General features: G+C 51.5%; 24 protein-coding genes. All 24 read right to left on the bottom strand.

Annotated elements, in window-relative coordinates; translation table 11 throughout:
- Positions 1 to 24 precede the first annotated feature (24 nt).
- Complete coding sequence (locus E5354_RS13285; RefSeq protein WP_135947765.1) at positions 25 to 1,314, bottom strand: MFS transporter; 1,290 nt, start codon at positions 1,312 to 1,314, stop codon at positions 25 to 27.
- Positions 1,289 to 3,298, bottom strand: coding sequence for a DUF4922 domain-containing protein (locus E5354_RS13280; protein WP_135947764.1), 2,010 nt, complete (start codon positions 3,296 to 3,298; stop codon positions 1,289 to 1,291). The genes E5354_RS13285 and E5354_RS13280 overlap by 26 nt, the downstream gene beginning before the upstream one ends.
- Positions 3,288 to 4,604: a glycosyltransferase family 2 protein gene (locus E5354_RS13275; RefSeq protein WP_135947763.1), complete on the bottom strand. Its 1,317-nt coding sequence runs from the start codon at positions 4,602 to 4,604 to the stop codon at positions 3,288 to 3,290. The genes E5354_RS13280 and E5354_RS13275 overlap by 11 nt, the downstream gene beginning before the upstream one ends.
- Positions 4,605 to 4,636: 32 nt before the next feature.
- Positions 4,637 to 5,143 carry a GNAT family N-acetyltransferase gene (locus E5354_RS13270; protein WP_123395361.1) on the bottom strand — a complete coding sequence of 169 codons (507 nt, stop codon included), beginning with the start codon at positions 5,141 to 5,143 and terminating at the stop codon, positions 4,637 to 4,639.
- Between the two features lie 73 nt (positions 5,144 to 5,216).
- Positions 5,217 to 6,695: an NADH-quinone oxidoreductase subunit N gene (locus E5354_RS13265; RefSeq protein ID WP_123395360.1), complete on the bottom strand. Its 1,479-nt coding sequence runs from the start codon at positions 6,693 to 6,695 to the stop codon at positions 5,217 to 5,219.
- 14 nt (positions 6,696 to 6,709) lie between these two features.
- Positions 6,710 to 8,215, bottom strand: coding sequence for a NuoM family protein (locus E5354_RS13260; protein WP_135947762.1), 1,506 nt, complete (start codon positions 8,213 to 8,215; stop codon positions 6,710 to 6,712).
- 31 nt (positions 8,216 to 8,246) lie between these two features.
- Positions 8,247 to 10,274 carry an NADH-quinone oxidoreductase subunit L gene (gene nuoL, locus E5354_RS13255; RefSeq protein ID WP_123395358.1) on the bottom strand — a complete coding sequence of 676 codons (2,028 nt, stop codon included), beginning with the start codon at positions 10,272 to 10,274 and terminating at the stop codon, positions 8,247 to 8,249.
- A 5-nt stretch (positions 10,275 to 10,279) separates the two neighbouring features.
- On the bottom strand, positions 10,280 to 10,594 hold the full coding sequence (nuoK, locus tag E5354_RS13250; protein ID WP_238337297.1) for an NADH-quinone oxidoreductase subunit NuoK: 315 nt from the start codon (positions 10,592 to 10,594) through the stop codon (positions 10,280 to 10,282).
- Between the two features lie 15 nt (positions 10,595 to 10,609).
- Positions 10,610 to 11,125 (bottom strand): NADH-quinone oxidoreductase subunit J, encoded by a 516-nt coding sequence (locus tag E5354_RS13245; protein ID WP_123395356.1) that lies wholly within the window; start codon positions 11,123 to 11,125, stop codon positions 10,610 to 10,612.
- A gap of 20 nt (positions 11,126 to 11,145) precedes the next feature.
- Positions 11,146 to 11,676, bottom strand: coding sequence for a 4Fe-4S binding protein (locus tag E5354_RS13240; protein WP_135947761.1), 531 nt, complete (start codon positions 11,674 to 11,676; stop codon positions 11,146 to 11,148).
- 132 nt (positions 11,677 to 11,808) lie between these two features.
- The gene (gene atpG / locus E5354_RS13235) at positions 11,809 to 12,690 is read right to left on the bottom strand and encodes an ATP synthase F1 subunit gamma (protein ID WP_135947760.1); all 882 of its coding nucleotides are present in this window, start codon (positions 12,688 to 12,690) and stop codon (positions 11,809 to 11,811) included.
- Between the two features lie 14 nt (positions 12,691 to 12,704).
- The gene (gene atpA / locus E5354_RS13230; RefSeq protein WP_135947759.1) at positions 12,705 to 14,279 is read right to left on the bottom strand and encodes a F0F1 ATP synthase subunit alpha; all 1,575 of its coding nucleotides are present in this window, start codon (positions 14,277 to 14,279) and stop codon (positions 12,705 to 12,707) included.
- Between the two features lie 9 nt (positions 14,280 to 14,288).
- On the bottom strand, positions 14,289 to 14,834 hold the full coding sequence (locus E5354_RS13225; protein WP_123395352.1) for a F0F1 ATP synthase subunit delta: 546 nt from the start codon (positions 14,832 to 14,834) through the stop codon (positions 14,289 to 14,291).
- Between the two features lie 6 nt (positions 14,835 to 14,840).
- Positions 14,841 to 15,338, bottom strand: coding sequence for a F0F1 ATP synthase subunit B (gene atpF, locus E5354_RS13220; RefSeq protein ID WP_123395351.1), 498 nt, complete (start codon positions 15,336 to 15,338; stop codon positions 14,841 to 14,843).
- A gap of 15 nt (positions 15,339 to 15,353) precedes the next feature.
- Positions 15,354 to 15,599: an ATP synthase F0 subunit C gene (gene atpE / locus E5354_RS13215; protein WP_123395350.1), complete on the bottom strand. Its 246-nt coding sequence runs from the start codon at positions 15,597 to 15,599 to the stop codon at positions 15,354 to 15,356.
- Between the two features lie 26 nt (positions 15,600 to 15,625).
- On the bottom strand, positions 15,626 to 16,744 hold the full coding sequence (gene atpB / locus E5354_RS13210; RefSeq protein ID WP_135947758.1) for a F0F1 ATP synthase subunit A: 1,119 nt from the start codon (positions 16,742 to 16,744) through the stop codon (positions 15,626 to 15,628).
- 1 nt (position 16,745) lies between these two features.
- Entirely contained in the window at positions 16,746 to 16,979 is a 234-nt protein-coding gene (gene atpC, locus E5354_RS13205; RefSeq protein WP_135947757.1) for an ATP synthase F1 subunit epsilon, read from the bottom strand.
- A 19-nt stretch (positions 16,980 to 16,998) separates the two neighbouring features.
- Positions 16,999 to 18,501: a F0F1 ATP synthase subunit beta gene (gene atpD / locus E5354_RS13200; protein ID WP_123395347.1), complete on the bottom strand. Its 1,503-nt coding sequence runs from the start codon at positions 18,499 to 18,501 to the stop codon at positions 16,999 to 17,001.
- 52 nt (positions 18,502 to 18,553) lie between these two features.
- On the bottom strand, positions 18,554 to 19,630 hold the full coding sequence (gene nuoH, locus E5354_RS13195; protein ID WP_135947756.1) for an NADH-quinone oxidoreductase subunit NuoH: 1,077 nt from the start codon (positions 19,628 to 19,630) through the stop codon (positions 18,554 to 18,556).
- Between the two features lie 33 nt (positions 19,631 to 19,663).
- Positions 19,664 to 21,292, bottom strand: coding sequence for an NADH-quinone oxidoreductase subunit C (locus tag E5354_RS13190; RefSeq protein ID WP_123395345.1), 1,629 nt, complete (start codon positions 21,290 to 21,292; stop codon positions 19,664 to 19,666).
- A gap of 51 nt (positions 21,293 to 21,343) precedes the next feature.
- A complete protein-coding gene (locus tag E5354_RS13185; protein ID WP_123395344.1) occupies positions 21,344 to 21,949 on the bottom strand; it encodes an NADH-quinone oxidoreductase subunit B in 606 nt (201 codons plus the stop codon).
- Positions 21,940 to 22,314 (bottom strand): NADH-quinone oxidoreductase subunit A, encoded by a 375-nt coding sequence (locus E5354_RS13180; RefSeq protein ID WP_123395343.1) that lies wholly within the window; start codon positions 22,312 to 22,314, stop codon positions 21,940 to 21,942. The genes E5354_RS13185 and E5354_RS13180 overlap by 10 nt, the downstream gene beginning before the upstream one ends.
- A 432-nt stretch (positions 22,315 to 22,746) precedes the next feature.
- Positions 22,747 to 23,586, bottom strand: a complete 840-nt coding sequence (locus E5354_RS13175) for a hypothetical protein (protein WP_135947755.1) — start codon at positions 23,584 to 23,586, stop codon at positions 22,747 to 22,749.
- A gap of 30 nt (positions 23,587 to 23,616) precedes the next feature.
- Positions 23,617 to 25,836 carry a TonB-dependent receptor gene (locus tag E5354_RS13170; RefSeq protein ID WP_135947754.1) on the bottom strand — a complete coding sequence of 740 codons (2,220 nt, stop codon included), beginning with the start codon at positions 25,834 to 25,836 and terminating at the stop codon, positions 23,617 to 23,619.
- Positions 25,837 to 26,056: the final 220 nt, after the last annotated feature.

Raw genomic sequence — 26,056 nt, 5'->3', positions numbered from 1 at the left:
GCAAGCACGTACTCCCCATCGGGGTTATTTGCGGCCGAAGGAGGCGGGGACCTTTATAAAGGCGGTAACCGCTATCGTGACGATGCAGCATCCCATCACCCACCAGAAGAAGTTGACATAACCCATCGTTTCCTGAAGCCATCCGGCAGCCATGCCGGGGAGCATCATGCCGAGAGCCATGAAACCGGTGCATATCGCATAGTGGGCCGTGCGGAACGGGCCTTCACTGAAGTAGATGAGATAGAGCATATAGGCCGTGAAGCCGAATCCGTAACCGAACTGCTCGATGAAGACACAGGCATTGATCGAGAGCATATCGGAGGGTTGTACGATGGCCAGATAACAGAATGTGCCGCATGTGAGCGAAATGCTCCACGCCATAGGCCAAATCCACTTCTTGAGGCCACCGTGGGCTGCCACGAAGCCGCCGATGATGCCTCCGAGTGTAAGCCCTATAATGCCTACGGTGCCGTAGACAAATCCTACCTCCGAAGTGGAGAGGCCAAGACCTCCCGCCTCGCGTGAATCGAGCAGAAACGGATTGATGAGCTTGACAAGCTGCGCCTCGGGAAGTCGGTAGAGCAACATAAATGCGATAGCCACCCATGCCTGCTTCTTCTTGAAGAACGATGCAAATGTAGCCAGAAACTCACGTATGATATTGCGTGCCGTAACGCCCGGAGCAGGACGGTCGATTATCGGCCGAGGCAATATAACGCCGTGGTAGAGGCTTACAACCAGGAAGAAAAGCGACAACGCAAGCATGACGGCCATCCACGCAAGCGGAATGTCGCCCGTGCGCTCCTCAATGACTCCGGCAAGCATAACGAGCAGTCCCTGCCCTACGATGGTTGCAATGCGGTAGAAAGTGCTGCGTATTCCCACGTAAAACGACTGCTGATGCTCGGTGAGTGCGAGCATATAGAATCCGTCGGCGGCAATGTCGTGGGTAGCGCTCATGAACGCCACGACCCAGAACACAGCCAATGTAGCCTGAAAGAAGTACGACAACGGCAAAGTGAATGCAAGAGCACCCAACCCGATGCCAATAAAAAGCTCCATCGTCACCGTCCACCACCGCTTGGTACGTATAAGGTCGACAAGAGGGCTCCAAAAAGGTTTTATGACCCACGGCAGATAGAGCCATGAGGTGTAAAGGGCTATATCGGTGTTGCTTATCCCCATGCGCTTATACATGATGACCGAGAGTGTCATCACAGCCACATAGGGCAACGCCTGAGCAAAATAGAGTGTGGATATCCACATCCACGGCCACTTGGCCGCCCAATTAATAGATTGACCTGATTTCAGCATCTTTGAAGTAATGTGACAAAATTTGACGATAATTGAAGCCACGCTCACCCATCACGGCGGCCCCTATCTGACATAACCCCACTCCATGCCCCCATCCTGCGCCATGAAGACGGAATCCATGCAGGGTGCGCTCAACTACGAAAGCCGAGCTGTAGAGGTGACTGCGCGACAGCCACTTCCTTATTTCGAGCTCCTTGCCGACAATCATAGTACGCTTGGAGCCTACAATCTTCAACCGATAGATGCGTCCCGATGTGCCGCGTGCAAGCGGAACGAGGTCACGTATCTCACCGAAATCGATTCCCGACCGTTCTCGCACAATCGCCGACAGCTCATCGACATCGTAATCGACTGTCCAGCGGTAGAAGTTGACAGTTTCACGGTCGTAGTTGTTGAGCACCTGGGCAAGAATCGAATCGTCGACATCGGCGCAAAAAGCATCGGGACGACCGAGAATCCACTCACGGGCATTGGCCTCGACTGTCAGGTCGGGCAACGGGGCACCATCAACAGCGTCACGCGCGGCCACGAGATAGTCATGCCGCCGTGGCTCCCAGCAGTACTGGAACTCCTCAAACGCGCCTCCGCAACACTTGGAGAAGCGGGCATCGCAAAGCTCGTCGCCGTACATTAACACTTCGCCCCAAGTCGACAGAATGGCACTGCGTACTTTGGCGCGGCTCGCCCTTGTTATGCCCTGGTAACGCTGGCAATGGTCGTCGGCACACACATCAAAGTCGACATGATCGTCGTGATCATACCACTTTACACGCTCCTCGGGGGTGTCGAGCATGTCGACATGACCTGAAGCCGATGCCTTGTGACAAATCTGGGCCAGAACCCAGCTGCGGGATATAACGGCATGGGCCTTCAGTAATTCAAGCGACGCATCGGCACTCATCTCCGACGAGATAACGCTCGTGAGATAGTCCTCGACAGGCACAATGTTCAAGGCCAAAGTAAGATCGCCCGACTTTTTCAATTTAAGCTTGCCAAGGAATGACTGATTCTCCTTGCGCTGCCAATGGAAGTCAACACCTATCGTGACATCCTTTAGCGTGAAATAGGAGTCGGAGGAAAGCGGACGAAACTCAGCCCCTTCGGCATCGGACTCAAAAGAGCCGTGCAACTCGTATTGTATTTCGGGTGCCGACATGATGCCGACATTGACCGACAGTTCATGTGACACAAAGGCGACATCGTTGAATACAGAAGCCGCCAACGATGAGTCGACAGCATCAAAATCGGCCTCGGAAACGGTAATCAGAGTACCGAACACATCAACGGCACCGGGGCTCACCTTGACAGTGTCGTAACACTGCGGACGATGCGCACGCCTCGGCACTACAACCGCCTCGATTGTCGAGGAGTCGACAGCACGCAGGGCTATGTTGACCATGGGCTCGTCACCGTAGGCCGACAAAGAGTCGAGCAACTCAGACAACGCTTCGCCTACACGCTCCTGCGAATCAATGAAGTAGTGACGCTTGAACGGATAACGCCTGTCAAGCGGCATATACTCCGACGGAACAGCCTGAAAGTGAAGATGATCGGGAGCCGACGCACCGCATTGCGGCCCGTTGTAGAACACCGTGTAGCCTTCAAGTTCACAGGCGAGCCTCAACATATCGCCTACATGCCCATTGACCGATTGCGGCTCATGACGACACGAGGCAATAGTGAGATGCCCTGGAAATATAGGGAACGGATTGACCAGAATTTCATAGTTGCCCCATTGATGTACATGCTGACACTGTGGACGGTTGTCTCGGCACAGGAAGCAGGGACGCGCGGCAATGGATGCCTTGTCGACCTTGGCACCGGTGCTTACGACACGTGCAGGATTGAATTGAGCCCTCCACGGAACACCGTCGACCGTCACATCCTTGACCTTCACATCGCGCAGCGACATGGTGCGCAACCTCACCTCTTCCCAGTCACGCAGCTGATCCTCGACCAGCCGGTCAATAGCGTCACGCTTCATGTCGGTCACGGTTAAGGTTAATGCGCGCCTCAAGCTCCCACGATCTCAGGGTGTCCTTATAGAGGTTGTTGGCGTTCAAGCGGTCGAGCGACAATGAGGCATCGGAATTTCCTTCCCACCTGCGGCACAGATAGAGCACATCGTAAATGCGTCCTATGCGGTATTCGCGTGACACGGCAAGTCCCATCGCATAGTCCTCGCCGTAACAGGTGTCGGGGAACAGGATGTCACGCACAACCGGAGTGAAGAACGCGCGAGGCGCTCCAAGCCCATTGACACGCAAGGCATTGTTGCGCCCGTTAGCATCGGTCCATTCACGATGGTCGATAACGCCGGGCGGTATAGGATTCTTGTCGAAATCGGTCAACATGTAACTGCCCACCACCATAGCGCAGTTGCTGCGATAAAACTCGTCGACGATGCGCGTCAAAACCGAAGTGTCGCTGTAAACATCATCGCTGTCGAGCTGCACGGCAAACTTGCCGCATCGGCTGTCGGTCAAAGCACGGTTCCAGCATCCGCCAATACCGAGAGTGTCCGATTCGGGGACGATGTGAATCACGCGGTCGTCGGCAGCCGCAATCGACGCTACAACCTCGGTAGTTCCATCGGTGGAGTGATTGTCGACAACTATAACATTGAAACGGAACCGCGCCTCCTGCGACAAAGCACTCTTTACGGCATCGGCCACGGTGCTGACACGATTGCGCACGGGGATAACCACCGATGCTTCAACAGGCCAACTTCCGGAGAGGTCGACCTTGCGGAACTCGGGGGCAAGCCATGCGCCAACGGCCTTGAGATGCTCGGTACAGGCCTGCTCCATCTCTACCTGCACGGCTCGATTGCGCGGATCGACATAGTCAAACTGCGAACTGCCGCCGGCAACACCCTCAGAGGTGTAGAGCAACTCGGGGCAATGCATCACTTTACCCTGACGCGACAGGGCAAGCCGCAGAGCATAGAACGCAGCATAGTCATAGTGACGCTGCACCGAGGCCAACGCGCTTTCAAGCGCACGAGAGTCAACGAGCATCAGATGCCCGAAATCAAAATCGTCACGAAGCACTCCGCCACGGCTGCAGTCGATGAGCCTATGCAGCGACAACAGCCCGTCGCGCCGCTCGTAGTAGTCAGAGTAGACAACCGATGCTCCGGTCATTCGCGCCACCTGACGCATACGATGCAGCGCATTGGCCGACGGATGCACCGTCACGCCGCGCCGCACAATGAATATATATTCGTCAACCTGCCCGACAAGAGGCATAATGGCCTCGGACGAGCACAAAAAATCCAATTCAATCATAATACGCAAATCTACGAAAAAATATTCATGATTCAGGCAGGAGCGAGGAGCTTTTCATAGGCCCGTCGCAGACCCGAATCGTAACACACCTCACCGCAATAGGTGAATCCGAGTTTATCGAATATGCGCAGCATGTAGAAATTGTCGTAATTGGTGTCGACCCTGAACGATGTCACGCCCATGTCGCGGGCAAGCGCCTCAACCGATGACATAAACCCGACGGCGACACCACGTCGCTTCACCTCATCGGCCACGGCAAGGCGATGAACGACAACATAAGGCACATCGGCCAGCCAACGACCGTCGAGCCTGTCATAGGCCGGCTCTCCGTCAAATACAACGGCTCCATAGGCGACAACGCCGTCACCATTGTCAAGAACATAACCATAACCCGAGGCGATGTCACGCTCGATGTCGGCAACCGCGGGATAACTCTCGCTCCACTGGTGCTTGCCCTCGCGATACATCTGTGCCTTGGCCTGATTGATGATAGTCCAGATGCGAGGGATGTCGGCCTCAACGGCAATTCTAAAAATCATACAAGAAGATTAAACAGTGAAGGGCGACCCTTACGAGCCGCCCTTCGTATTAAAATTGAGAGTTAAGATTCAATTAGTTGGCAAACATCGTGAAGATGTATTCGGGATTGGCAACCGAAGCATCGATGAGTCCATTATAGATGCAGCTTACAACACCTACAAGAATAATGCCTGCAACACAAATCCACATTGCAACACGCTCGGATGATGCCGAACGGAAGGCGGGGATGACACACTCCTGCTGATTGTTGATGAACATCGCCTTAACCACGAGCAAGTAGTAGTAGAGCGAGATGATGGTGTTGATCAACGCAATGAGCACGAGGATGTAGAGCGCCGGAGTTCCGGGAGCGACAGCCGAGGTGAAGATGAAGAACTTGCTGAAGAAACCGGCAAACGGAGGAATACCCGCAAGCGAGAACATGGCAAGCATCATCGTGAAGGCAAGCTTGGGATTGGTGCTGTAGAGATTATTGTAATCGTCCATGTCGACACGACCGGTCTTGTTTTCAATGGCCGAGATGACACCGAATGCAGCAAGGTTGGAGAAGATGTAGACAAGGATGTAGAAAATCAACGAACCAAGACCCTGAGCGCTTCCTGCAATCACACCAAGCATGATGTAACCGGCCTGGGAGATTGAGGAGAATGCGAGGAATCGCTTAAGATTCTTCTGACGCAGAGCAAAGAGGTTACCGATTGTGATCGTGAGGATGATGAGTGCATAGAGCATCCACTCCCAAATGCCGTTGTAGAACGGGCCGAATACCTGCACGAGAATCACGAAGAATGCAAATGCGGCAGCACCCTTGGAGATAACCGAAAGATAGGAGGTAACCGAAGTGGGAGCACCCTGATAGACATCGGCAGTCCAAAGGTGGAAGGGAACCAGCGAGAGCTTGAATCCCATACCGCCGATGACAAACGCGATGGCAACGATGAGCAACGCACCGCCATCGACAATCGAAGCGGCAACATCGCTAAAGTAGAGAGTTCCCGAAAGGGCATAGACAAAGCTCAATCCCATCATGAAAATTGCCGACGAGAATACAGCGGTGAGGATGTACTTAACGGCAGCTTCATGGCTCTCATAACGGTTCTTGTCAAATGCCACGAGAGCGGCAAGCGGAAGAGAAGCCGTTTCGAGGCCGATGATGAACAGCAGGAAGTGACGAGCCGAAATCATGAGGTACATACCGAAAAGGGTGATGAGCAGCAGCTCGTAGAACTCGCCGCGACGCACACGCATGAACTCGGAGTCGGCCCACTTGATTGACTGAAGAATAACAATGAACACACCGATGTTGAGGACATTCTTGATGCCTATCATCACTGGTGAAGTAACATACATGCCACCAAAGGCCGAAGCCACCTGCTTGTCGATGGGGAATACGAAGCCCAGCGCGGTGAGCAAACCGAAAAGACACACAGTGAACATGGTGAATCCCTTGGGCGCGGGGCGCGAGCTGAATGTATCAAATAAAAAGACCAATAAGATGAGGACCAGCAATCCTATCTCTTGATGCATGACCAAAAACTGTGAATAATCCATATCTTATAAATCCTTTATTTAGTCAACACTTCAATGATGGGTAAAAATGAATTGTGGAGCAGGTTGCTAATCCAGTTGGGGAAGCAACCAATGCCTGCAACGCACACGATAAGCGTGATAACCGAAAGGCGTTCCCACCACTCGGCATCGGTCAACGACAAGTGATGCTCGTCCTGAACGGGACCGAGAAGGAGCTTGCCCACAACGCGGAGGATGTAGACGGCGGTTATCACAATAGAGCAGCATGCGATGATGGTGAAGGTGCGGTGGAAGAGGTCGGCCTCCTGGAACGAACCAACGAAGATGGTCATTTCGGCAACGAAACCGCTAAGACCGGGAAGACCGAGCGATGCCATACCGGCAATCACGTAGCACACTGCAAGGAAAGGCATAATCTTCATCAAGCCTCCCATAAGACGGATGTCGCGGGTGTGGGTACGACCGTAAATCATACCGATCAATGCGAAGAAGAGAGCCGTCATAAGACCGTGGGAAAGCATCTGCATCACGGCACCTGTCATCGCGGTTGTATTGAGCATTAATATCGCGAAGAGCACAAGTCCGCAGTGGCTAACCGAAGAGTAGGCGTTGATGTATTTGAGGTCGGTCTGCACACAAGCGCTGAACGCACCGTAAACGACCGAAATACCTGTAAGAATCAAAAATATCCAAGCCAGCTCATTGGCGGCGAAGGGCATCAGGTAGATTGCAACACGGAAGCATCCGTAACCTCCAAGCTTCATGAGCACACCGGCATGGAGCATCGACACGGCGGTAGGCGCTGAAGCGTGACCGTCGGGGCTCCAAGTGTGGAACGGGAACATGGCTCCGAGAACACCAAAACCCACAAAGGTGATGGGGAACAGGAAGTACTGCCAGTCGTGCGAGATGGCGTCATTGGCCGAAATCTCAAGCAGGTTCATGGTCAGCGGGCTTCCTGCGGGAGCCGAATGATAGTATATACCGAGGATTCCGAGCAAGAGGAATGCCGAACCACCCATGAGCATAAGTGTAAGCTTCATCGCCGAATACTCCTTGCGACCTGTACCCCAAAGACCGATGAGAAGGTACATGGGGATAAGAGCGACCTCATAGAACATGAACATGGTAAAGAGGTCGATGGAGATAAAGAATCCGAACACACCGGTTGAAAGCAGAATCAACCACAGGAAGAAGTCCTTTGGCAGAGGATTGATTTTCCACGAGGCGAAAGAGCCTGCGAAAACGATGATAGCCGAAAGCAGCAGCATTGCAACGGATATACCGTCGACACCGACAGCAAGATGGATGTTAAGCGGTTCAAACCACATCCACGAGCCTTGATAAAGCATGATGTCGTCGGCACCGGCAGCACGCAGTTGGCAGAAATCAACCACAAGATATACGGCCAATGCCACAAGTGCAGTAGAGCCAACAACGGCCACCGTGCGTATCTGCTTCATGTTCCGGCAAAGGAACAGGCATCCAAGCATCAGCAGAGGGATGACCACAAAGTATATCAGAATATTAGAGAATATCATAATTACTATATTTTTCTAATTGCACTATTTATTAGAGAAGACAAACCCATGTAATCGAGGCGAGCAGAAGTGCGCCGATAAGGTAAACCCATACATACATCTGGAGGTTGCCCGACTGAAGTCCGCGAATTGAGAACGAAGCCTTCTGAGTAACGCGGGCAAACATATCCATCGTACCGTCGATAATGTGACGGTCAAACCATGCGATAGGCTTGCAAATGCCGTCGAAAATTATGCGGTGAGTGATGAACATATAGAGTTCGTCCCAGTAGAAGCGGTGATGACACCAGTCCCAGAGTGTGGGAAGTGCATTCTTGAACTTGGCGGGAAGCGGATTCTCCTTTTTATACATCACAGTGGCGATTGCGATTGCGATTATGGCAACGGCAAGTGACACTGCAGCCACCGACCAGTCGAGATGCTCAAGATTGGTGAAGAATCCAACGTGGTCAAACATCGGGTGACCATTCCATGTAACGAGGTTTCCGAAGGGGACGAAGCCTGCAAAACATGAGATAACGGCAAGGATAACCAACGGGAGTGTCATAGTCCAGGGCTGATCGTGAGGAGCGTGATGACCTTCGGGCACCTTGTGTTCCTTCCACCAGAAGATAAGGTAGTAGAGGCGGAACATGTAGAAGGCGGTAAGACCGGCTACAAGCGACATCCATACATACCACAAAGCAGAGTTGCCGAAGCAAGCGGTGAGAATCTCATCCTTGGAGAAGAATCCGGCAAACGGGATGATACCCGCGATAGCAAGACAGCCGACAAGGAATGTGATGTGGGTGATGGGCATGTGCTTCCGCAGACCATGCATGGCCGTGTAGTCGTTGGAGCCTATGGCGTGAATCAAAGCACCTGCACAGAGGAACAACAACGCCTTAAACATAGCGTGAGTGAACAGATGGAACATACCGGCCATGTAACCGATGCCGTGGTGGAACTCGGGACGGGCAACACCAAGCGAAACCATCATGAATGCAATCTGCGATATTGTCGAGAATGCGAGCACGCGCTTGATGTCGATCTGCGTACAGGCCACCATTGCAGCATAGAGTGCGGTGACGGCACCTACAACAGTTACAATCTCAAGCGAACGAATCTCCATCAAGTATAGCGGGAACAGACGGGCCACAAGATATACACCGGCCACAACCATTGTAGCGGCGTGAATAAGGGCCGAAACCGGGGTGGGACCTTCCATTGCATCGGGGAGCCAGATGTGGAGCGGCATCATGGCCGACTTACCCATACCTCCCATGAAGATGAGCACGAGAGCCCATGTCATAACCGAAGCGCCCATGAACATGGGAGTTGCACTTCCTGCAAAGATGTTCTTTACACCTTCGGCAGTAGCTTCGCTCACCTGATATACATTGGCGAGACCGTCAACGGGAACCGAAGTGAGTTCGGTGAAGTTGAACGTACCTGTGAAGTAAGACAACACGAGGATACCGATGAGGAATCCGAGGTCGGCAAAACGAGTTACGATAAACGCCTTCTTTGAAGCTGAAACAGCCGACGGCTTCACATAGTAGAAACCGATGAGGAGGTAGGAAGAAGCACCCACAAGCTCCCAGAAGATATACATCTGGAAAATGTTGGTTGCAACAACGAGTCCGAGCATCGAGAAGCTGAACAGAGAAAGGAAAGCGTAGAAACGCTGAAAACCTCTTTCATACACTCCGTGATGGTCGCGCATGTAACCCAAGCTGTAGAGATGCACCATGAACGATATAGTGGTGATGACCACAAGCAGCATGGCCGAGATAGGATCGAGGAGGAATCCAAGACGGATAACGAGTGAGTCGGTAAACTGCAGCCATGTCACATTCCAGAGAATCGACTGCAGACGCTCGCCTGCAGCGTTGATGAACTGAGCGTCGCCGCTGAAGAAATAGGTAAACGCAACAGTATAGGCGAGCACCAGAGTGGTACCCATGCCGAGAGTTCCGAGAGTACCGGCCAACTTATGGCTCATCTTCATGCCCAACAAGCCGAGCAGGAGGAACATGAAGAGAGGAATAGCTAATATGAAGATTGATATATGTTCCATAACTATTAAAATTTCATTTTAGTGAGGTCGCGTATATCAATATTTCGGGCAACGCGGAAAATGTTGACTATAATTGCAATGGCAAGAGCTGTTTCGGCAGCTGCAATAGCTATGGCAAAAAGGGTGAACATCATTCCTTCGAGTTGTCCGGGGAACAAGAAGCGGTTAAACACCACGAAGTTGATGTCGACCGAATTGAGCATCAACTCAAGCGATATCAGAATCGCAATCATGTTTTTACGGGTGATGAATCCGTAAACACCGCAGCAGAACATAATCATGCTGGGGATAATGTACATCATCATAGATAAATTGTCCATAATCTGCACCAATGATTAACGCTTGCGGGCGACTACCACGCCACCGATTATACATGCCAATAACAACACACTCACTGCTTCAAAGGGGAGCAGGTACTGCCACTTTTCAGTGCCGAGAAGCACTTGGCCTATTTCCTGCATAGTGAGATCCGTAGTGAACGGACGGCTCAACGCGGTCCAGAACTCGTGACGGCACAGGGCGAAGCCCATGACCACAAAGGCCAAAAGGGCAGCGATGATACCCATGACGCGTCGTTTTGAAGCAAGTCTCGCACTACTGTCGCCGGGATTGGTTGTGAGCAAAATTGAGAACACAAACAATACTACGATACCACCCGCATATACGGCAATCTGGACGGCACCCAGGAACTCGTAGTCGAGCTTGAAGTATATGCCCGCCGTAGCGAAGAGCACAAACAACAGGTAGGTTGCCGCACGCAGAATCCTGCGAGTGGTGACAGTGAGTATCGAGAATACGATAATCGCCGCAACGATTACGCAATACATAATGATACTTCCAACTGATTCCATATTATATCTGATTTTTCTTTTTACTTTTCAGCGACATTAGACTGAGCGGGAGCCTCAGGAGCCTCGGCGGGCTTGGGAGCCGGTGCCGGCTCGGCCGGTTCGGGCAGATAATTAAGTTTCTCGACGAGCATCGAACGGGTGAATACAGCCTGCTCGAAGTCGTTGGAGAACTCAAGCGCATTTTGAGGACATGTGGTGACACACAGCTCGCAGAATGTGCAGCTTCCGAGATCGTACATGTAGGCATCGAGTTTACGCTTCTTTTTTCCGTCGGGAAGGTCAACCATCTTTGTTGTGAGGTTGATAGTGCCGTTGGGACAGTTGCGCTGACAAATTCCGCACGCTATACACTTGTGATGACCTTCAGCGTCATACTTCAAGACGAGCTTTGCACGGAAACGCGGAGCGGCGTACTGTATCGTCTTGCGATCGTCAGGATAGGACTCGGTCACCTTCGGGGTCAAGAACTCCTTTCCGGTGACACCCATACCCTTCAATAGGCTTGTAATGCCTGTTCCCAGTGATGAAAAATAATCTTTTACACTGCCCATAGATTATGATTGGTCTTTATTACTTTAAAATATGCATACCGATTGACAATATATTCGTTGTCGCGACCGACCGGAGTATCGGTATGTGTAACCTCCGGTATCGACCGCATTACTTTTCCCAATTCAAACCCGTCACTTGACCTGACCGCCGAGAATGTCGAGCAACTCGGAGGTGATGGCCTGCTGACGGAGCTTGTTGTATTCGAGCTGAAGCTGATCAAGCAGCTTCTTCGCATTGTCGTTGGCGCTCTGCATCGCCATGACACGCGCGGCCTGCTCGGAGGCCTGGTTTTCGGTAAACGTTTCCTGCATCACGGCAAGCACGAAGAGCGGCAATACCGAGGTGAAGATGGCGTTGGCATCGGGCTCGAAAATGTAGGGCCGACACTGCACGGTGATGGAGTTGTCGGTCAATGTTTCCTGAGCCACGGGGAGCAGCTGCTCGGCGCGAAGAATCTGACGACTCACGCTCTTGTAGCTCATGTAGATTATTTCGAGCAGGTCGATATTGCCGTCGAGATACTCCTGCTGCAGGGAGAAGGTGAAGTTGCGAATCTCCTTCCCCGAGCTTTTGGAGTTGACCTCGACAAGCTGTCGAACCTCGATGTGGGCGCCTGACAGGCGGCGGGCGGCCTTGAACATCTTGCCTCCTACGGGATATATCACGAAGTCCACATCCTGACCGTGCTTTTCACGCATGGAGTGCAACTTCTGAAGCAGTCCCTTGAAGACATTCATGTTGTAGGCACCGCAAAGGCCGTCATCGGAACCGAATACGACAATACCGATGCGCTTCACTTCGCGATTCTCGATTAACGGCGACGAGAACTCGGCATCGGCCGAAAGCAGATTGCCGATGATAGTCTGTATCTGTCCGCGGAAGGGCAGAAGACGCTTGAGGGCCTGCTCGGCCTTGTGCATCTTTGCCGATGAAATCATCTTCATGGCTCCGGTGATCTTTTCAGATGACTTCACCGAGCCGATTCTTCCTTTAAGTTCGCGTAATGTTGCCATTTCGGTATCGTTGTTTATTTATAGCGGCTTGCAATCTCCTTGGCGCATTCAGTGAGTTTCTCGACAACATCGTCGGTCAGCTGACCGGCCTTGATGACATCGAGCACTTCCTTCTGATATTTTGCGCGAATCAACTGCAAGAAGAGTTTTTCAAATTCTGAAACCTTCTCAAGCGGTACATTCTCGAGCAATCCCTTTGTTCCGCAGAATATTATAGCCACTTCCCCCTCGACGGCCATAGGGCTGTACTGAGGCTGGATGAGGAGCTGCTCATTCTTGCGGCCTTTGTCGATGACGCGGGCGGTAACGGGGTCGATGTCGCCGCCAAACTTGGTGAACGACTCCAACTCGCGGAACTGTGCCTGGTCGATTTTCAGCGTACCGGCAACCTTCTTCATCGATTTGATCTGAGCGTTACCACCCACACGAGAAACCGATATACCCACATTGATGGCGGGACGGATACCTCGGTTGAACAGAGCCGTTTCAAGGAATATCTGTCCGTCGGTGATTGAAATCACGTTGGTGGGGATGTAGGCCGACACGTCGCCTGCCTGAGTTTCGATGATAGGAAGCGCGGTGAGCGAGCCACCACCCTTCACCTTGTCCTTCAGTACCTCGGGGAGGTCGTTCATGGCAGCGGCCACTTCCTGATTGTCGATAATCTTGGCGGCGCGCTCAAGAAGACGCGAATGGAGGTAGAAGATATCACCCGGATAGGCTTCACGACCCGAAGGACGCTTAAGAATCAGCGAAATCTCGCGGTAGGACACGGCCTGCTTCGAGAGGTCGTCATAGACAATGAGCGCGTCACGGCCGGTGTCGCGGAAGAACTCACCGATAGCAACACCCGCAAAGGGAGAGTAGTAGCGCATCGCAGCCGAGTCAGACGCATTGGCGGCCACGACTACGGTATAGGGAAGCGCTCCGTTGTCGCGGAGAGTCTGCACAAGTGCGGCCACCGACGATGCCTTCTGTCCTATAGCGACATATATACAGTAGACGGGCTTTCCGTCCTCGTAGTTCTTGCGCTGATTGATTATAGTGTCGATAGCGATTGCGGTCTTACCTATCTGACGGTCGCCGATAATCAACTCACGCTGTCCGCGGCCTATAGGCACCATCGAGTCTACGGCCTTTATACCGGTCTGCAGCGGCTGCTTTACAGGCTGACGGAATATAACTCCGGGGGCCTTTCGCTCCAAGGGCATGCGGTAGAGGTCGCCCGAAATAGGGCCTGCACCGTCAATCGGTTCACCCAACACATTGATTACGCGACCCAAGAGGCCTTCGCCGACGGGGATTGAAGCAATCTCGCCGGTGCGACGGACGGTCATATTTTCAGTCACGCGGTCAATGTTGTTAAGCAAAATCACACCGACATTGCTCTCCTCAAGGTTCATGGCAACACCCTTGACGCCGTTTTCAAACTCTACAAGCTCGTTGGCGCGTACATTCTCAAGTCCATAGACATGGGCGACACCGTCACCTACCTCAAGGACCGTTCCAACTTCCTCGAATGACACCTTGTTGTTGACATTCTCCAGTTGTTGCTTTAATACTTCCGATATTTCGCTTGGGTTAATCATTAGTTTGTGTTAGTTGCTTAATAGTTTAAGACGCAATTGCTTGAGTTCGTTACTGATTGATGCATCGAGGCGCTCGGAGTTGATGTTTATGACAAATCCGCCAATCAGCTCCGGGTCGACGGTGCGCGAGAACTCCATCGAAGCCCCGTTGAGATGACGCTTCACGAGGTCGTGCAGCTTGTCGATCTCGGCCTGCGGCAGGTCGGCTGCCGTAATCAGCCTCACGAGGTAGATGTTGTTTTCCTCACGATATATGTCGAGATAAGCGAGAGCGATGCCTCTCGAGAAATCGATGCGCTTGTTTTCGACAAGAAGCTTCAGGAAGTCGACATAGCAACTGTCGGTCTTCTCGGCCTCTGCCGCAGTCATCAACAGACGGGTCTTATCGTCGACGGCGATGTAGGGATTGTTCATCACCTCCTGCAGTCGAGGCTGTGCGGCGAAAGCCGCCTCCAGATTTTTCATCAGCACATAGACCCTGTCGGCTTTGCCTTTTTCAACGGCAAACTTGTACAGCGCCTTGGCGTAACGAGATGGAATAAGACCTTGGTTCATTGCGTTTTAGTTTTTATTTTCAATTTCATCCAACAGTGAGTTCACTAATTGGGTCTGGGCCTTCTCATCGGCCATTTGCTTGCGCACCACTTTGGTGGCAATGTCGAGGGCAAATGAGCTGACCTCATCGCGGAAGCGCAGTTCAGCCTCTTTATGCGACTGCTCGATGGAAATCTTTGCGGCATCCATCACCTTTTGAGCTTCCTTTGAAGCAGCGGCGCGTGCTTCCTCAATAATCTGAGTCTTCATGCGGTCGGCTTCGCGTAGCATTTCAGCTTGCTGCTTGCGAGCTTCGTCTATGTATTTGTCGGCCTCTTCACGGGCATGGTCAAGCTGCTCCTTTGCATTTTGAGCGTACTCCACACCCTTGTCGATAAGGTCGGCACGGCCTTCGACACTCTTCATGATAGCCGGCCACCCCCATTTTGCGAGTACAAAGAACAGTACCGCGAAGGCGACAAACATCCAGAATATCAGGCCGAATTCAGGCGTGAAAAGTTCCATGGTTAGAGCTTGATATTAGAGGAAGAACGAGAGCAGACAGACGATAACCGCAAACAGGGCAACACCTTCGACAAGAGCTGCAATCACAATCATGTTACTGCGGATGTCGCCGGTAGCTTCGGGCTGGCGAGCGATAGCTTCCATGGCTGATGCACCGATTTTACCGATACCAATACCTGCACCGATTGCTGCGATAGCTGCGCCGATACATGCGCCAATTCCCAATGTGCCTTCGATGGCTGCTAAAATCATTGCTAACATAGAGATAAATTTTTTGAAGTTATTAATTATTTGTTTGTTTTTGTTTCAGGGGTTTTATGTTCTTCATGTCCCTTCTCCTGCGCGAGCGCTATAAACAGCGTCGACAGCATCGTGAACACGTAGGCTTGTACGAAGCTCACCAGCACGTCGATGAGCAACATGAATATTGAGAACAGAATCGAAACCACAGTCGTTGCGCCGGTAACTACAGGTCCCATGACGGCAAGAATGAAAATCAACAGGGTGAGCACGATGACGATGATGTGTCCGCCCATCATGTTGGCAAACAGACGCACAGTCAGAGCCGCCGGCTTGGTGAAGATTCCGAAGAGCTCGATTATGGGCATGATGGGAATCGGGAACTTCAGCCACAGCGGAACATCGGGCCAGAATATCTCCTTCCAGTAGTGCTTTGTTCCGAATATGTTTACAATCAGGAATGTTATCACCGACAACACGAGTGTAACGGCGATGTTGCCCGTAAGGTTGGCTCCGCCGGGGAAGATGACGATCAATCCCAGCAGGTTCATGACGAGGATGAAGAAGAACACCGTGAGCAGATAGGGCGCGAAACGCGGTGCCTGCTCTCCGAGAGTGGGCTTGATGACACCCTTGTAGATGAACTCTATCATAGCCTCGATTGCGCCGGTGAACTTGCGGGGCGCCTTGTAGCCGGCCGAGCGATACCATGCGGCCACCTTCAGCACCATCCACATTACGATAAATACCGAGATGAAGATTGCGAGCACATTCTTGGTTATGGAGATGTCCCAAGGACGATACTCTTCCATCACCACCTTGCCGTCGGGCTGAGTCACAGGCTTCATCCCCACGAGCTTATTGTGCCACTTGCTGTCCTTACCGCCGAGCCGGAATCCGTCATACTCCTTGCCGTGCTGAATGCGGCTTGAGCTGAAACAGTGCCAATGACCTTCATAGTCGCGCACTATCACAGGCAGGGGTATACGCAGGTCATGGGAGAAAGGGACTTCCCACCCATAACCGTCACCGAGGTGCTCGAAGATAATCTCCTTGGGGTTGATTTTCTTCTCGACTTTCTCCTCGGCGTTATCTTCGGCCGACATGCACAACGGCGATGCAATCACCAGGCATATAAGCGACAGTAAGAAAACAATACGCTTCATATCAATAAATGCACACTGACACTACATTGTTATCGACATCGACGATTCCGCCGTTGACCTGCACCTCGCCGCTTCGTCCGTCGTGATGATAGGTGACGGTGCCGGGTTCGAGCGTGGAGATCAGTGACGCATGATTGCGCAATACGGTGAACTCTCCTTCGGTTCCGGGAAGCGTCACGCTGTCAACCTCACCCTGAAAGAGAATGTCTTGTGCCGATATAACCTTGAGTATCATAGTCGTTAATATCTTTTACTTATTTCACCTCGGCAAGCATCTTCTTACCCTTTTCGATGGCCTCGTCGATTGTGCCAACGTTAAGGAATGCCTGTTCGGGGTATTCGTCCATCTCACCGCTCAGAATCATCTTGAATCCGCGGATTGTTTCGCTAAGCGGCACCATCACGCCGGGAAGGCCGGTAAACTGCTCGGCCACGAAGAAGGGCTGAGAGAGGAATCGCTGTGCGCGGCGAGCGCGTGCAACAACAAGCTTGTCCTCATCCGAAAGTTCGTCGACACCGAGGATGGCGATGATGTCCTGAAGCTCGTTGTACTTCTGGAGCAGCTGCTTTACAGCCTGTGCAGTCTGGTAGTGGTCCTCGCCGATGATGTGGGGGTCGAGGATACGCGAAGTCGACTCCAGCGGGTCAACAGCGGGATATATACCAAGCTCGGCAATCTTACGGCTGAGCACCGTGGTGGCATCAAGGAAGCTGAATGTGGTGGCGGGCGCTGGGTCGGTCAAGTCGTCGGCAGGCACGTAGATGGCCTGAACCGAAGTGATTGAGCCCTGCTTGGTCGAGGTGATGCGCTCCTGAAGGGCACCCATCTCCGATGCAAGCGTAGGCTGATAACCCACAGCCGAAGGCATACGGCCAAGAAGAGCCGAAACCTCGGAACCTGCCTGGGTAAAACGGAATATGTTGTCGATGAACAGCAGAATCTCCTTACCGCCTCCGTCCTGGTCGCGGAACTGCTCAGCAACCGTAAGACCTGAAAGGGCAACACGAAGACGCGCACCCGGTGGCTCGTTCATCTGACCGAACACGAGCGTAGCCTGAGAATTTGCCACATCGTCCATGTTGACATCAGCAAGATTCCACTCGCCTTTCTCCATTCCTTCGCGGAACTTTTCGCCATACTTCATAACGCCGCTCTCGATCATCTCACGCAGGAGGTCGTTACCCTCACGAGTACGCTCTCCCACTCCGGTGAATACCGAGAATCCGTTGTGACCCTTGGCGATGTTGTTGATAAGCTCCATGATGAGCACTGTCTTGCCCACACCGGCGCCACCGAACAGACCGATTTTACCACCTTTGCTATAGGGCTCAAGAAGGTCAATCACCTTTATACCGGTATAGAGTATCTCGGTGCCTATAGTGAGGTCGTCAAACGGAGGAGCCGGCTGGTGAATCGGACGCAGATTGTCGCGCTTCAAAGGCGCAAGGTGGTCGATGGCTTCACCGATAACGTTAAGGAGTCGTCCCTTAACCTGATCGCCGGTGGGCACCGCAATCGGACGGCCGAGGTTGTCAACACGTACACCTCGCTGCAATCCGTCGGTACTTTCCATTGCCACACAACGCACAGTGTCCTCTCCGATGTGCTGCTCCACTTCAAGAATAAGAGTGGAACCGTCGGGGCGGTCAACCTTGAGCGCGGTATAAATGGGAGGAATCACATTGTCCTTTCCCTCGAAGGTAACATCGACCACGGGGCCGATAACCTGAGTCACTGTTCCGAATTTATCGCTCATCTTTACGAAAATCAGGGTTTATATAGATTTATATTTTTATCAAACAGACTTATCAGAAGTGCAATCCATAGCAGATTACCACTACCATAAGTACGAGGTTAGCCAAATTGATGGGAAGCAAATATTTCCACTCCAATGACAAGAGCTGGTCGATGCGAAGGCGCGGGAATGTCCACTTGAACCATATTATCACAAATGAAAGAGCTATTGCCTTAATGAGGAACCACACTATGGACGGAATGAAGTCCATAACATGGTTGAATGCGTCCCATCCGGGGATGTGGAGGGGCATCCAGCCTCCAAAGAACAACAATGAAGCAACACCTGCGACGATGAAAAGGTTCAAGTACTCGGCCAAATAAAAGAATCCGAAATGGATACCTGAATATTCGGTGTGGTAACCTGCAGTCAACTCACTCTCGGCCTCGGGAAGGTCAAACGGGCCACGGTTGGTTTCGGCCGTTCCTGCTATGAGGTAGATGATAAATGCGATGATTGCGGGTATGTGTCCCGAGAAGATGAACCAGAGATCCTGCTGCTGATTCACGATATCGGAGATTGACATCGAGCCGGCAAAAGCCACCATCGTGATTACCGACAAGCCGATTGAGAGCTCGTAGCTTATCATCTGGGCTCCTGAACGGAGGGCGCCGATGAGTGTGAACTTATTGTTACTCGACCATCCGGCAAGAAGTATACCGAGCACGCCTATCGACGACACGGCAACCAGGAAGAATATACCGATGTTGAAGTCAATGACCTGAATGCCTTTGCCCCACGGAAGCACTGCGAAGCAGAGCATCGAAGCAATGATTACAAGGTAGGGCGCGAGCGCGAAGAGGAACTTGTCGATGTGGTTGAGCGATATGAGCTCCTTGATGAGAATCTTGAACATATCGGCAACACTCTGGAATATTCCGAAGGGACCTACGCGGTTCGGGCCAAGACGGCACTGGAAAGCGGCACACACCTTACGCTCGAAGTAGATGTAGAAAAGAGCGAGCAGGGCGTAAGCCAAGAGTAAAACCACTCCTATGATGACACATTCCACTACGACCGCAAGCCATGGCGACATATAGGTCGTGAGAAACTGGTTGAGCCAGTCGGCTCCTTTTGATAAATCGTACATATCGGTTTTTGTCTTTACTTTTTCTTAATCTTACTATCGGTCTATATCGGGTACTACGTAGTCGAGCGTACCGCCAATGGTGATAAGGTCGGCAATCTTTCCGCCACGGGTTATGTGGTCAACGACACCTGCAAGGTTGAAGCAGGGCGAATTGAACTTCAGGCGCATGGGGCTGGTGCCGCCGGTGCTCTCGATGTAGACCCCGAATGCGCCACGACTTGCCTCCACCTGCTGGAACCAGTGTCCGGCAGGCAACTTGACAATCTTGGGAACCTTTGCACATATTTCGCCTTCGGGGATTTTGTCAACAAGCTGCTCAAGGATGCGAATCGACTGACGGATCTCCTCAATACGAGCCTTGAAGCGAGCCATCGAGTCACCCTCGTGGAGCACAACCTCCTCGAAGTCAAGTTCGGAATATATGCCGTAGGGAGTGGTCTTGCGCACATCGCAGGCCCAACCCGAAGCACGGCCGGCAGGACCGGTAACCGAATAGGATATGGCATCCTCGCGCGACAGCACGCCTACCCCGTCCATACGGTTGTGTGCGATTACATTGCCGGTGAATATGGTGTCATACTCCTTGAGGCACTTGGGCATTATTTCGATAAGAGCCTTGACATCGTCAACAAATCCGGCATCGAGGTCGTCCATTATACCGCCGATACAGTTGTAGTTGAATGTCATGCGGGCTCCGCAAGTACGTTCAAATATGTCGAGCACGCGTTCACGCTCACGCATTGCATAGAAGAGCATTGTAGTGGCTCCGAGGTCCATACAGAATGTGCCGATGAACAGCAGGTGCGATGATATACGCATAAGCTCGTCCATCATGACGCGTATCACCTGAGCGCGACGGGGCACCTCAATTCCGAGAGCCTTCTCTATACACAGGCACAGGCAATGACGGTTCTGCTGAGCCGAGAGGTAGTCAAGACGGTCGGTGAAATGCAAGGTCTGGGGATAGCCGAGTCCCTCACAAAGTTTCTCGATACCGCGGTGGATATAACCGAGGTAAAGGTCGATTTTCTTGATGGTTTCACCGTCGACGGCTGTGCGGAATCGCAATACGCCGTGGGTTGCGGGGTGCTGCGGACCGATGTTGACAACGAAGTCCTCGGGTGCGAAGATGGTTACATCCTTCTTCACGATAGTTCCGTCGGCTTCCTCAACGTAGGTAACCGAAGTATCCTCGACCTCTTCATGGTCAAGACGCACGGGATTCACCTCGGGACTCGCATCGTAGTCCTTGCGCAAGGGGTAACCTACCCAGTCATTGCGCAGGAACAGTCGGCGCATATCGGGGTGATTGATGAAGATTATGCCGAAGTAATCATAAACTTCACGCTCATAGAGATTGGCCACGGCCCAAAGGTCGGTTATGCTGTGAAGCATGGGCTTCTCACGGTCGGCAGTTGACACGCGCACCGATATGTGGGTGTTGTATTTGGTTGAAGTGAGGTAGTACATGCAACCGAGTGTTTCGGTCCAGTCGACACCTACTATAGCCACAAGATAGTCGTAGCTAAGCTCGGAATCCTCCTTCAAAGTCTTAGCAAGAGCATGCCATTTGGCATCGGGAATATTCACCAACAGACATTCGCCCTCCTCAAATGTTGCTTCGGGGAACAGTTTGGCTATTTTTTCCTGAATGTTTGCCATAATTGTGATAATATTGGGTATTATTCTTAAAATTCGTTTATAGTCACTCTGTTACTGCGCATCGTCGATGGGATGGCTTTCAAGGAAATCGCGTTGCTTTTCCTGACGGTTCACTCCACCGAAGAACTTCTCTACCTTAATTTTGCGTGAGAGCTGCATTATACCGTAAATCATTGCTTCGGGACGAGGCGGACATCCGGGCACGTAGACATCGACGGGGATTATCTCCTCGACACCCTTCACTACGTGATAGGAGTTCTTGAACGGACCGCCCGATATTGCGCATCCACCGCAGGCAATCACATACTTGGGCTCGGCGAGCTGATCGTAAAGACGACGCACCACCGGAGCCATGCGGTGAACGATCGTTCCGGCTACCATCATGAAGTCGGCCTGACGTGGTGAGGCACGTGCCACTTCCCAGCCAAAGCGCGCCATGTCATAACGCGCCGCTCCAAGTGCGATAAACTCGATACCGCAACAACTGGTGGCGAAAGTGAGCGGCCAGATAGAATTGGAACGCCCCCAGTTGATTATGTTGTCAAGCGTGCCTACAACAACGTTGGTACCGTTGTCCTTGAGCTCCTTGACGAGTTTTTCGATATATTCATTGTCCTTCCATTCGGAATAGGGCATGCCTTTTGTAGTTACTTCCATTCCAATGCTCCTTTCCGCCAGGCATAAACGAGGCCCAGCACTAAAATTCCAAAAAACAAGGCGATACAAAGCAATCCTTCAACACCGAGCTCGCGCATACGCACTGCCCAGGGATACAGAAACACCGTTTCCACATCAAACATAAGAAACAGGATTGCATAGAGATAGTAGCCGACCTTGAACTGGGCCATGCTCACACCTCGTGTGGGGATACCGCACTCATACGCTTCACCTTTCTGTGCATTGTAGGACTTCGGCGATATTAATCCGGCAGTCACCAATGCCAATGCCACAAGTGCCACACCGGTGAGGGCGGCAACTACGGCAAGAGTCGAATTCTGAATACCAAAAATTACTGATACCATATTGTTAATCTAATTTCCTCAAACAAAAAAGGCCACTTCGGAACAGTTTCCGACAGCGACCCGGACATATATTTCTTCCCCGACGCATGCACGGTTCACCTGTTTCCCGCCAATGCGAGAAGCCGGAGCCAAAATAATATTTGAAATAGAGCACTGCATCAATGGTAGCTTAACTGCATTAAACAAATTGATTCTCAGCAAAATAAATATTCAAGGTTAACATTTTATTAAATTCTGCCAAAAATCTCATGCAAATATAATAAAACTTTTTTGAATAGCACGCCTCAGCGATTGTCTTTATTTTCACCAAAAAGCCTCAATTATCTCCCTATATGACACAATAAAAGAAGTCCGACGGCAACCTTTGACGGAAGCCGACGGACTTTCTTTAGGGATGGTAACTCTATTTTATCAGTTACTTTTTCTTAGCGATTACTGCTGATTGTTGGTGTACACATCAACGAGGGCAGCCGTTACATGGAATGTTCCTGCGCACTCAAAGGTGAGCGACATGCCATGCTCGGGTGTGCCGTGAGCTTTAAGATTGGTAATCTTGTACTTGGGCTGGGGATCCTCAAGATTGCTTGAATTGTAGGTTACGGGGATGAGTTCGTCGGCTTCAAGAGTCACCGAGTTCTTGTTCATAAACACCTTTACATCCTTGAATCGCAAGCTCATCGAGGGCATCTTTTCAGCAAAACTTGCAGCGAGGATGTCGATGTTGGCAGTCTTCTTCTCGGCATTGATTATAACCGAATAGCGGTTCTTGTCGGCAGTATTTGTAGTATAAGGATTTTGATCAGCCGAAGTAACGGTGGTTGTACTGAAGTAATTCAAGGGGATAGAGAAGCTGGTCACCGAAGTTCCGTCGGCAAAGTCAATCATATAATATCCGTTATAACCCTTGAAGTAAGCGGTTACGTTGGCCGAGCCGAGTGAAGTAGCTCCGTTTACTACAGGAGTCACGCCGGTGCCCGAAAGCTGAAGGCCCTCACCCTTGGGGAGTGACGAAAGCTTAAGGCCGCTTATCTTCATGCTGCCCGACGACATGTTGGGAAGGCTTATTGTAGGATAATTGATTTCTCCAAGGCTGTTCTCATAGTCAATGCGGGTAGTTGTAGCGCTGTTTGAGAAAGCTGCTTCACCTCCTGCTTGAGCGGCATAGTTAGCCATCGGGAATGAGAATGTTCTTTCGTTTTTGCTGTCTGTGTCACAGGCTGTCATTGCAACGGCTACGAGAGCCGACATTAAAATCGTTTTTGTTTTGTTCATTGTTGTCGTTAATATTAGGTTTAATTTATTTTAGAATTGTAATCGGAGGGTGGCTCCTATATGTCGCGGTTTACCCCTCTGCAGGAATGTGTTCCCTATAGAAACGAAATAAAACGTGTCATATTGTGTACCGGTGATGTTTTCACCCCAAAAAGTAAGTGAAAAATCATTTTTTTCAAATCGCACCGATGCTCCGAGCAGCGCGTAGAAGGGCTGGCGCACTTTGTTGGCTTCGTCCCACACGATTTCACCCACGCCTCGCGCGTTGACATTCAGCGCAATAGCATCGAGCAGCTTCGACTTAACCGGCTGTGTGTAGTTGACTCCGGCAAACACGGTGTTGTGCGGAGCGTAGGGTATATAGTTGCCCGAGTAATCGGCTATGCCATTGTTAAATTTACTGAATTTGGCATTTGTGTATCCGTAACTTGCATTTAGCAACCATCGGTCGGCCGGACGGAAGCTCATCGACAGCTCGGCTCCGAAGCTACGGGTGCGGCCAGCATTGGTCATGATTCGGCCCGTAGTCACTCCGTCGGGAAACACCGTGAGCTGCTGGTCGCGACAGTCGATGTAGAAGAGCGCCATGTCGGCCGTAAACCGTCGGTCGGTCGACGAGAAGTGAGCGCCTATCTCGTAGTTCCAGCTCGTTTCGGGCTTGTAGGATATAATCTCGTTCACATCATATTTCTCGCTCAGTCCCATCAGCCCCATTATGCGCTGCTGAAGCACATCGCTGAACATCTGGGTGTTGAATCCTCCGGCCTTGTATCCCCGAGCCACCGAGCCATATATGTTTCCGGCATCAAAATTATAGGTTAGCGTCAGCTTAGGCAGAAATTGGAGGAAAGTCTTGGAAAGCCTACCGCCGTCATCGATGTTTACGGGATCGACGCGATACACCTCGGGTTCATCCTTGGTTATGTCATATATTGTGTAGCTCGTATTGCATCGACTGTTGTAACGCAACCGGTTGTGTTCAAGGTCGAGGCGCATTCCCAATGCTACATTCCACGCCCCGAGGACATAGGCGCTCTGATGGTACAATGCCACTCCGTAGACACTGTTCAGGAAGTCGCTGCCGAGAACAAACGAGTCTTCATTCCACTGAATCGGATAGTAAGGATTGGCATCGTTACGATGGTCCACGATAAGCTCCTTTATACCTGTTTCACGGAATGTAACGGGAGCATTCATGTCGGTGTGCTTGTAAAAGGCAAACAAGCCTCCGAGCCAACTGTAGTCGCCTATTGCACCACGGCCTATGAAGTCCTGCGTCAACGCCCACTCCTTGCGCTTCTGAGTCAACGTGAAGTAGGAGTCGGGAAGGAAATCCTGGTCAAGGGTCATGTTGTCGTCGATATACTGGAAACTGGTGATGCTCGACAGCACCACGTTGTCAAGCGTCCAACGCGCAGTGAGTCCGTCGGTTATTCCCGTGCGCTTGTAGAAGCAGGTGTCGTTATAGTTTATCTCGCCGGTTTCGACAAACTCGTAGGGGTATCCTCCCTGTCGCGAAATCTGTACTCCGAGAGTGTTCTCCACGCTCAGGTTGGCCATCGGGTTCCACACTGTTTTCCATCGCAGACTGCCCTGATTTTCGTGGTCACACTTTTTGCCATTGTTCATGTTGGTGAAATGCCCGTCGGTGTGGGTGAAGTATCCGGCCCATGACATTCCGAGGCGGGAGTTTAACTTTGTATAATATGACACCGCAGCCTTCACGCTGTTGTAGGATCCGTATTCACCCATCACACGCAATCCCTGATATCGCATCGGCGACAATGTATATATATTAATGAGTCCGCCCATGGTATTTCGTCCGTAAAGCGTACTCTGTGGTCCTCTCAGAATTTCGATGCGCTCTATATCGACAAGGTCGAAGTCATAGTTGTCCTTGTTCATGAACGGCACATTATCGACATTCAATCCCACCACGGGCTGATCGATGCGCGCACCTATGCCACGCACATATATCGACGATGTCATGCGCGAGCCGTAGTCGGGAATATAGAAATTCGGCGCTACCTCGCTCACATCCTTCATCGTCACAATATTTAGCCGCTCGACCTCTGAGGCGCCCACGACAGTCGAGGCCACGGGCAGACGACGCATATCGGCCGACTGCTTTATGGCCGTAACCGATACCTCGTCAAGCGACAATATGGTGTCGGGCTCCTCAACCGCAACGTTATGCGCCGAAGCCGACAATGCGCTCACGCCGGCAAGCAGCGTGACAAAGAAAAACATTGATGATGTACAACCCTTTATTCTCACGGTGCAAAATTAGTTCATATTTTCGTCATCTGCAATCACTATTTATAGTGAGTTATCGAAGTGTACACATTAAGAGCCGGTTCGACAATAAATGTTAACGGCAGGGCGGTCAATTGTTAAGTGCTTTTCTTTAGCTCCTGAGGGAGCGATGGGGCTCCATCGTGACCGAAAGAGATGAAGAAAAGCGCCAACG

The organism is Muribaculum sp. NM65_B17, assembly GCF_004793735.1.
Classification (GTDB): Bacteria; Bacteroidota; Bacteroidia; order Bacteroidales; family Muribaculaceae; genus Muribaculum; species Muribaculum gordoncarteri.
This window is presented reverse-complemented; position numbering and strand designations above follow the sequence as displayed.

Excerpts from the sequence above, each read along its gene's own strand:
- atpA (WP_135947759.1), bottom strand. The coding sequence starts at position 14,279 with ATGATTAACCCAAGCGAAATATCGGAAGTATTAAAGCAACAACTGGAG.
- E5354_RS13185 (WP_123395344.1), bottom strand. The coding sequence starts at position 21,949 with ATGGAAGTAACTACAAAAGGCATGCCCTATTCCGAATGGAAGGACAAT.
- E5354_RS13190 (WP_123395345.1), bottom strand. The coding sequence starts at position 21,292 with ATGGCAAACATTCAGGAAAAAATAGCCAAACTGTTCCCCGAAGCAACA.
- E5354_RS13240 (WP_135947761.1), bottom strand. The coding sequence starts at position 11,676 with ATGGGCAGTGTAAAAGATTATTTTTCATCACTGGGAACAGGCATTACA.
- E5354_RS13245 (WP_123395356.1), bottom strand. The coding sequence starts at position 11,125 with ATGGAATCAGTTGGAAGTATCATTATGTATTGCGTAATCGTTGCGGCG.
- E5354_RS13270 (WP_123395361.1), bottom strand. The coding sequence starts at position 5,143 with ATGATTTTTAGAATTGCCGTTGAGGCCGACATCCCTCGCATCTGGACT.
- E5354_RS13175 (WP_135947755.1), bottom strand. The coding sequence starts at position 23,586 with ATGAACAAAACAAAAACGATTTTAATGTCGGCTCTCGTAGCCGTTGCA.
- atpD (WP_123395347.1), bottom strand. The coding sequence starts at position 18,501 with ATGAGCGATAAATTCGGAACAGTGACTCAGGTTATCGGCCCCGTGGTC.
- E5354_RS13265 (WP_123395360.1), bottom strand. The coding sequence starts at position 6,695 with ATGGATTATTCACAGTTTTTGGTCATGCATCAAGAGATAGGATTGCTG.
- E5354_RS13180 (WP_123395343.1), bottom strand. The coding sequence starts at position 22,314 with ATGGTATCAGTAATTTTTGGTATTCAGAATTCGACTCTTGCCGTAGTT.
- E5354_RS13260 (WP_135947762.1), bottom strand. The coding sequence starts at position 8,215 with ATGATATTCTCTAATATTCTGATATACTTTGTGGTCATCCCTCTGCTG.
- E5354_RS13285 (WP_135947765.1), bottom strand. The coding sequence starts at position 1,314 with ATGCTGAAATCAGGTCAATCTATTAATTGGGCGGCCAAGTGGCCGTGG.
- atpB (WP_135947758.1), bottom strand. The coding sequence starts at position 16,744 with ATGAAGCGTATTGTTTTCTTACTGTCGCTTATATGCCTGGTGATTGCA.
- atpG (WP_135947760.1), bottom strand. The coding sequence starts at position 12,690 with ATGGCAACATTACGCGAACTTAAAGGAAGAATCGGCTCGGTGAAGTCA.
- E5354_RS13170 (WP_135947754.1), bottom strand. The coding sequence starts at position 25,836 with ATGTTTTTCTTTGTCACGCTGCTTGCCGGCGTGAGCGCATTGTCGGCT.
- atpF (WP_123395351.1), bottom strand. The coding sequence starts at position 15,338 with ATGGAACTTTTCACGCCTGAATTCGGCCTGATATTCTGGATGTTTGTC.
- nuoH (WP_135947756.1), bottom strand. The coding sequence starts at position 19,630 with ATGTACGATTTATCAAAAGGAGCCGACTGGCTCAACCAGTTTCTCACG.
- atpC (WP_135947757.1), bottom strand. The coding sequence starts at position 16,979 with ATGATACTCAAGGTTATATCGGCACAAGACATTCTCTTTCAGGGTGAG.
- E5354_RS13225 (WP_123395352.1), bottom strand. The coding sequence starts at position 14,834 with ATGAACCAAGGTCTTATTCCATCTCGTTACGCCAAGGCGCTGTACAAG.
- atpE (WP_123395350.1), bottom strand. The coding sequence starts at position 15,599 with ATGTTAGCAATGATTTTAGCAGCCATCGAAGGCACATTGGGAATTGGC.
- E5354_RS13280 (WP_135947764.1), bottom strand. The coding sequence starts at position 3,298 with ATGAAGCGTGACGCTATTGACCGGCTGGTCGAGGATCAGCTGCGTGAC.
- nuoL (WP_123395358.1), bottom strand. The coding sequence starts at position 10,274 with ATGGAACATATATCAATCTTCATATTAGCTATTCCTCTCTTCATGTTC.
- E5354_RS13275 (WP_135947763.1), bottom strand. The coding sequence starts at position 4,604 with ATGATTGAATTGGATTTTTTGTGCTCGTCCGAGGCCATTATGCCTCTT.
- nuoK (WP_238337297.1), bottom strand. The coding sequence starts at position 10,594 with ATGGACAATTTATCTATGATGATGTACATTATCCCCAGCATGATTATG.